The organism is Sulfitobacter sp. HI0129, from assembly GCF_001635395.1.
In the GTDB taxonomy this organism is placed as follows: domain Bacteria; phylum Pseudomonadota; class Alphaproteobacteria; order Rhodobacterales; family Rhodobacteraceae; genus Sulfitobacter.
Window position 1 is genome coordinate 1 of sequence record NZ_LWGH01001055.1, and the last position, 6,478, is coordinate 6,478.

The following is a 6,478-nucleotide window of genomic DNA, read 5'->3' on the forward strand; positions in this document are numbered from 1 at the left end:
CGCTCTACCTCAACGACCTTGACGAAGGCGATCTCTATCTGCCCGAGGGCACGTTGATCACCCTGCGGCTTTATGGCGAAGTCGGTGCTCTGGACGTCAACCAGAGCGTTTCCGGCAGGGCGGAGGTCCCCGCCGAAGACGCCGCACCACGGACCGCGCATGATTTCACCGTCCTTCAGAACGGCGAAATCGCGGTCTCCGGCCCCGGCGGGCGCAGCTGGAACGTGGTCATGCTGCCGGACGCGGCGCCCCATGTCGAAGTGGTCGGCCCCCCGCAGGTCGAAGCTTTGGGCGAAATGCGTCTGCCCTTCGCCGCCCGGGATGACTACGGTGTCGAAGCGGGCGAGGCGCGGATCACGCTCGACCTCGTCTCGGTCGATCGCCGCTACGGGCTGACGGTGGACCCTGAACCCCGCCCCGAAATCGTTGTTCCGCTGCCCACCCCGATCACCGGCAGTCGCGACCAGTTCGAGGAAAACCTGATCGCGGATTTCTCCAAACACCCCTGGGCCAACCTGCCGGTGACGGTATCGCTGTCGGTGCTCGATGCGGCCGAGCAATCGGGCATGGCCCCCCCGGCCGAGATGGTGCTGCCCGGGCGGCGCTTCTTCGACCCGCTGGCGGCCGCCGTGATCGAGATGCGGCGCGATCTTCTGTGGTCCCGCACCAACGCGGCGCGCATGTCGCAGGTGCTGCGCGCCGTCTCATGGCGCCCGGAGGAGATTTTCCGCAACCAGACCACGGCGCTGCGGATGCGCAAGCTGATCGACCGGCTTGAGGTTCATGCCCGCTACGGCATTGCCGAGGACGTACAGGAAGACCTTGCCGAAGACCTCTGGTCGCTTGCCATCGAACTGGAGGAAGGCGTGCTCGCCGATGCGCTGGAGCGGATGCGCCGCGCGCAGGACCGGCTGAGCGAAGCGATGAAGAACGGCGCCACCGACGAGGAAATCGCCGAACTGATGGACGAGCTACGCCGCGCGACAGAGGAATACATGCGCCAGCTTCAGCGCCAACAGGCGCAGGAACGCCAGGGCGGCGACCCGCAGCAGCAGGGCCAGCAGGGCGAGACCATGCAGATGACGCAGGATGACCTGCAGCGCATGATGGACCGCATACAGGAGCTGATGGAACAGGGCCGCATGGCCGAAGCCGAACAGGCGCTCAAGGAGCTTCAGCAGTTGATGGAGAACATGCGCGTCACCGAAGGCCAGCCGGGCCAGAACGGGCAGAACCCCGGCGAACAGGCGATGGAGGGGTTGTCGGAGACGCTGCGCGAACAACAGGGCCTCAGCGATCAGGCGTTCCGCGATCTGCAGGAACAGTTCAATCCCGGTGCGAATGCGGGCGAAAGCCAAGGCAACGAAGGCCGCAACGGCGGGCAGGGCCGGGGCCAGAGCCACGAGGGCCAGAACGGTCAGGGGCAAGGGCAGGGTCAGGCCGATGGCCGGAATCAGCCGGGTGAGAACGGCCAGCCCGGCGCCGAACCCAGCGAGGGCGATCTGGCAGACCGGCAGCAGGCGCTGCGCGAAGAACTGGACCGTCAGCAAAGCGAATTACCCGGTCAGGGCACCGCCGAAGGCGAAGCCGCCCGCGACGCGCTGGACCGGGCGGGCCGGGCCATGGACGATGCCGAACAATCGCTGCGGCAGGGCGATTTGCCCGGAGCCATCGACGATCAGGCCCAAGCCATGGAGGCGCTGCGCGAAGGCATACGCTCCCTCGGGGAGGCGATGGCCCAGCAGGAACAGGAACGCCAGCCCGGTCAGGGCACCGTGGAATCCGACCGCCGCGCGGATGCGCGTGATCCGCTGGGCCGGGAACAGGGTGGGAATGGCAATTCCAGCAGCGACGGGCCGCTGGCGCTGGATGAGGACGGCTACGACCGGGCCCGCCGCCTGCTGGACGAAATCCGCCGCCGCTCAGGCGAGACGGATCGCCCCGAGGTCGAGCGCGACTATCTCAACCGGCTGCTGGACAGGTTCTAGAGCTGTTCCGGCGTCACCGCGGGGGCGGTGGCGCCAGCCCGTGGTGCAAAGAGATCAGGCTTCCGACTGTTGCGCGATCGTATCGAGCCAGCGCAGCAATCCTTGCGCCTGACCGTCGAGCCAGAGCCGTGCTGCATCTACCTGCGCCACATAGGCCGACAGGTAAGGGTCTGCCTGCGGAACCGCCTCCGCGATATCGGGCGCATATCCGTAGAGCACGAAGAGCAGGGCCCCCAGCGCGAGCATGGCGGCAAAGCCCAGGCGGAAGCCGCGCCGCTTTTGACGAACGGTCGCAGGTTCTGCCGCCGCCGGGGCGTGTTTGTCCTGGGGTCTGCGCGTACCCGATGACCGCAGCGTTGAATTGATTTCGTCGATGTCGGGCAGCAGGTCCCTGCGGGAGGATATGGCGGCGGCATGCGCGGCGTCGTCCGCGGCCGGCTCGCCCCGCATCCGCGCCATACGCTCGCGCGCGGCGCGCGTGCGGGCCTCCGCGTCCGCCCGGTCGGAATCGAAGGGCGCATGCACCGGCCCGTGATCGGCTGTGCCGTCCGTATCGTCTTCGTCTTCCTCGCCCCGGGGGGAGGAGACCATGCGGCGCAGGTGGCCACCCAGCGCGGGCTGCCCGTCGTCGAGGCCGAGGTCGGGCTGGCTCTCCAACGGATCGGAATGGCGGGAGCGGCCACGGGCCGCCTGTTCGGCTTCGGCCTCCTGCCGCAGGATGTCCGCCACGGCGGGATCCAGTTCGCGCCGCTGAGGCTGGGGCTGGGGCATCGGCGCGGCTTCGGACGGCTGCACGACCTCCTCGTCGGGGTCCGGCTCCTGCCGGGCCTCGGTTTCGGCTTCGTCGGGCGCGTGATCGGGATGGTGCTGGAACCACGTCTGCCCGCAGTTGGAGCATTGCACATCCCGTCCGGATGCCGGGATCACCTCGTCCGGAACCTCGTATTGCGCGTCGCAGTTCGGACAGATCAGCCGCATTTTGTTGCCTGACGCATGGTTCACCAAAGTTAGATCGCTGCGCGCCAGCATATGGGCAGGAATACTTCAGGAAAAGTGCAATCTGGGCTGGTGGCCGCGATCTGGCGCATTGAATGTCGAACGATGCTGAGGCACAACAGGTTGAATTTGGCGGGGAAGTCGCGTGATCGAGCTGGAAAATGTGGCCTACAGCTATGGGGGCGGCGAACTGCTGTCCGACATATCGCTGAAACTCGCCGCCGGTTCCTTTCATTTCCTCACCGGCCCTTCCGGCACCGGCAAGACGACACTGCTGAAGCTTTGCTACGGGGCGCTGTTGCCCACCGCCGGTCACGTCCGCCTGTTCGACCGGGACGTACGCGGCCTCGAACGGGACGATATCGCGATGATGCGGCGTCGCATTGGCGTGGTGCATCAGGATGTCAAATTCCTCGATCATATGCCGCTGTCGGACAATGTCTCGCTGCCGCTCACGGTCTCAGGCCGGCATGCCGAAGCCGCGGGAGCCGACCTTGACGAGTTGATGTCATGGGTCGGGCTGACCTCCCGCATGCAGGCGTTGCCGCCGGAATTGTCGGGCGGGGAACGGCAGCGGGCGGCGCTGGCGCGTGCGGTCATCATGTCGCCGGATGTGGTGCTGGCGGATGAGCCCACCGGCAACATCGACTGGGAGATGTCGCAGCGGCTGTTGCGGCTGCTGATCGAACTGAACCGCATGGGCAAGACGGTGCTGATCGCGACCCATGACCTGTCGCTCATCCGTGCGACGAAGGCGCATGTCCAGGCCCGCGTGCTGCGCATCGCAAACCGCAGGCTGCAGCTGGCGGGGGCAGACCTGTGAACCTCGGCCTTTCCAACGTCAGGGCAATGATCGCCGGCGACAGCCAGGCCGACCGCGTGGTGCCGCCCTCGGGCTTCACCGCGCGGCTCACCGTGTTCGCGGCGGCGGCGATGGCCTTCCTTGCCGTTTTCGCACTCGCCCTGTCGCTCGCCTCGGGGCGGCTTGCTGCCCGCTGGGGGGATGAGCTTGCCCGGTCGGCCACCATCCGCATCGTGGCGCCGCTGGACCAGCGCGCGGCCCAGACCGACGCGGCCCTTCGGGTGCTTGAAACATGGCGCGGCGTAGCCTCCGCCCGCGCGCTGACGGATGCCGAACAGCAGGCGCTGCTGGCGCCGTGGTTCGGGCCCGAACTCGCGCTCGACAGCCTGCCGGTGCCGCGCCTGATCGAACTGATTTCCGAGCCCGAAGGGTTCGATGCCGCCGGGTTGCGCCTGCGCCTCGCCGCCGAGGTGCCGGGGGCGGTGCTCGACGATCACAGCCGCTGGCGCGAACCGCTGGTGGCGGCGGCAAGCCGTCTGCGCCTCCTGGGCTGGCTCTCCACCCTGCTTATCGCGGCGACGATGGCCGCCATCGTGACGCTGGCCGCCAATGCGGCACTCTCGGCCAATGCGCAGGTCATCGCCGTCTTGCGGCTGGTCGGTGCCACCGACGGCTATATCGCGCGGGCCTTCATCCGCCGCTTCACGCTGCGCGCGCTGGCCGGTGCGACGCTTGGCATGCTGGTTGGCGGGGCTGCCGTCTGGCTGTTGCCTTCCGCGGCGAGTGAGGCGGGCTTCCTCACTGGGTTGGGGATCGAAGGGTGGCGCTGGCTGCTGCTGCTGTTGATCCCCCTGCTGGCCGCTGCCGTGGCCTTTGGCGCCACCGGGGCCGCGGCACGCCGAACCTTGAAGGAGCTTGAATGAAACACGCGCTGCAATGGGTCCGTTCGATCATCTATATCGTGCAGGTGACGATCGCCATGCCGATCCTCGGGCTCGCCTTCGCGCCATGGGCGATGTTTTCCAAGGTGGGTGCCTATACCGCCTGCAAAAGCTATGCCCGCTACGCCATGTGGAGCGCCCGCTGGATCATCGGGTTGCGCTGCGAGGTGCGCGGCCCCGTCCCGCAGGGCGAAGTTCTGATCGCGGCCAAGCACCAGTCGTTCCTCGATATCATCATGATCTTCAACGCGCTGCCCCGCGCCAAGTTCATCATGAAGCGGGAGGTGCTGTGGACGCCGGTCATCGGCCAGTACACCAAGCGCATGCAGATGATCGCCGTGGATCGCGGCAAACGCGGCAAAGCCATCGTCAAGATGCTGGCCGACGTGCAGGCGGGCCGGCGGGAGCCGGGGCAGCTGGTCATTTATTCGCAAGGCACCCGCGTGGCCCCCGGCGTTAGCGTGCCCTACAAGAAAGGCACCGCCGCGCTTTATGAGCAACTGGGCCAGACCTGCGTGCCCGCCGCCACCAATGCGGGCTATTTCTGGCCCCGGCGGGGGCTTTATCGCCGTCCCGGGCTGGCCGTGGTGGAGTTTCTGGAGCCGATCGAACCGGGCCTGAGCAAATCCGAATTCATGGGGCGGCTCGAAGACGAGGTAGAGGCAGCATCGCGGCGTCTTTTGATGAACGCGGGCTGGACCCCGGCGGATGCGTAGGATCACCCGGATCGCCGACCTCGAGGCGCTGTACGGAACACCGCCCAGCGCGGCCCTGCGCAAGGTCGCCCATCGGCTGACCCCCCTCTATCGCCAGTGGATCGCCGCGTCGCGCCTATGCATCGTCAGCACCGTCGGGCCGGATGGCACCGATGGCAGCCCCCGGGGGGACGAGGTCGCGGTGGCGTTGGAGCTGGACCCGCAGACGCTGGCCCTGCCCGATTGGCATGGCAACAACCGGCTCGATACCCTGCGCAACATCGTGGCGGATCCGCGCCTTTCGCTGCTGTTTCTGGTACCCGGCTCCAACAACGTGGTGCGGGTGAACGGCAGGGCGTTCGTCACGGATGACACCGACCTGCGCGACAGGTTCCGCAAGGAGGAGCGTCGGCCCGCGACGGTGATCGTGGTCGAGATCGGGGAGATCTACGTACAATGCGCCCGCGCCCTGCTGCGGGCGCGGACCTGGGCGGGCGTGGACGATAGCGATGGTTTACCGACCGTGGGGCAGATCCTTGCGGAAATGACCGACGGCGCCGAAGGCGGTGCGGCGTATGACGCGAACTGGGGCCCGCGCGCCGCTAAAACGCTCTGGTAGAAAACCCGCCGCGCCCCCTGCGCTGTGAAGGCGCGGGCCGCTGTTACATGTGAATGGGCCCGTCGCCACAGGCGAGTGCTGCCTCGCGCACCGCTTCCGAATAGGTCGGATGGGCGTGGCAGGTCATCGCGAGGTCTTCGGCAGAGGCGCCGAATTCCATCGCGACGCAAACCTCATGGATGAGATCCCCGGCCGCAGGCCCGATGATGTGGCAGCCCAGAATGCGGTCCGTTTCCTTGTCGGCGAGGATTTTCACGAAACCCTCCCCCGCAAAGACCGCCTTGGCACGCGCATTGCCCATGAAGGAAAACTTGCCCGCCTTGTAGGCCCGGCCCGCGTCCTTAAGCGTGGCTTCGGTTTCGCCCACGCTGGCGACCTCGGGGTGGGTGTAGATCACGCTGGGGATGACGCCGTAGTTCACATGGCCATGGTTGCCC

Annotated in this window: 6 protein-coding genes and 1 pseudogene; 5 read left to right on the plus strand and 2 right to left on the minus strand. The window is 67.3% G+C overall.

The genetic code is table 11. The features are described from left to right. Nucleotides 1-1,988 (plus strand): DUF4175 domain-containing protein (locus A3764_RS22495; protein WP_067952127.1); only part of this gene is annotated, 1,988 nt, incomplete at its 5' end. Between the two features lie 54 nt (nt 1,989-2,042). Here A3764_RS22495 and A3764_RS22500 read toward each other — a convergent pair. Next, a complete protein-coding gene (locus A3764_RS22500; RefSeq protein WP_067952130.1) occupies nt 2,043-2,966 on the minus strand; it encodes a zinc-ribbon domain-containing protein in 924 nt (307 codons plus the stop codon). A 163-nt stretch (nt 2,967-3,129) separates the two neighbouring features. Here A3764_RS22500 and A3764_RS22505 point away from each other — a divergent pair, with 163 nt between their 5' ends. The 4 genes from A3764_RS22505 to A3764_RS22520 are packed head-to-tail and all read left to right on the plus strand — an operon-like array spanning nt 3,130 to nt 6,041. Further along, nucleotides 3,130-3,807 carry a cell division ATP-binding protein FtsE gene (locus A3764_RS22505; RefSeq protein WP_067921015.1) on the plus strand — a complete coding sequence of 226 codons (678 nt, stop codon included), beginning with the start codon at nt 3,130-3,132 and terminating at the stop codon, nt 3,805-3,807. A 26-nt stretch (nt 3,808-3,833) separates the two neighbouring features. Continuing rightward, on the plus strand, nt 3,834-4,709 hold the full coding sequence (locus A3764_RS22510; protein ID WP_067921017.1) for a cell division protein FtsX: 876 nt from the start codon (nt 3,834-3,836) through the stop codon (nt 4,707-4,709). After that, nucleotides 4,706-5,443, plus strand: a complete 738-nt coding sequence (locus tag A3764_RS22515; protein WP_067921019.1) for a lysophospholipid acyltransferase family protein — start codon at nt 4,706-4,708, stop codon at nt 5,441-5,443. The genes A3764_RS22510 and A3764_RS22515 overlap by 4 nt, the downstream gene beginning before the upstream one ends. Next, nucleotides 5,436-6,041 carry a pyridoxamine 5'-phosphate oxidase family protein gene (locus tag A3764_RS22520; RefSeq protein WP_067921021.1) on the plus strand — a complete coding sequence of 202 codons (606 nt, stop codon included), beginning with the start codon at nt 5,436-5,438 and terminating at the stop codon, nt 6,039-6,041. The genes A3764_RS22515 and A3764_RS22520 overlap by 8 nt, the downstream gene beginning before the upstream one ends. 43 nt (nt 6,042-6,084) lie before the next feature. On the opposite strand, the pseudogene A3764_RS22525 reads toward A3764_RS22520, so the two are convergent. Continuing rightward, a pseudogene (locus tag A3764_RS22525) lies at nt 6,085-6,478 on the minus strand (dihydrolipoyl dehydrogenase); the annotation flags it as partial.

Bases quoted from the DNA above. Each gene is read 5' to 3' on its own strand.
- A3764_RS22515 (WP_067921019.1), top strand. From the start codon at position 4,706: ATGAAACACGCGCTGCAATGGGTCCGTTCGATCATCTATATCGTGCAG.
- A3764_RS22510 (WP_067921017.1), top strand. From the start codon at position 3,834: ATGATCGCCGGCGACAGCCAGGCCGACCGCGTGGTGCCGCCCTCGGGC.
- A3764_RS22500 (WP_067952130.1), bottom strand. From the start codon at position 2,966: ATGCGGCTGATCTGTCCGAACTGCGACGCGCAATACGAGGTTCCGGAC.
- A3764_RS22520 (WP_067921021.1), top strand. From the start codon at position 5,436: ATGCGTAGGATCACCCGGATCGCCGACCTCGAGGCGCTGTACGGAACA.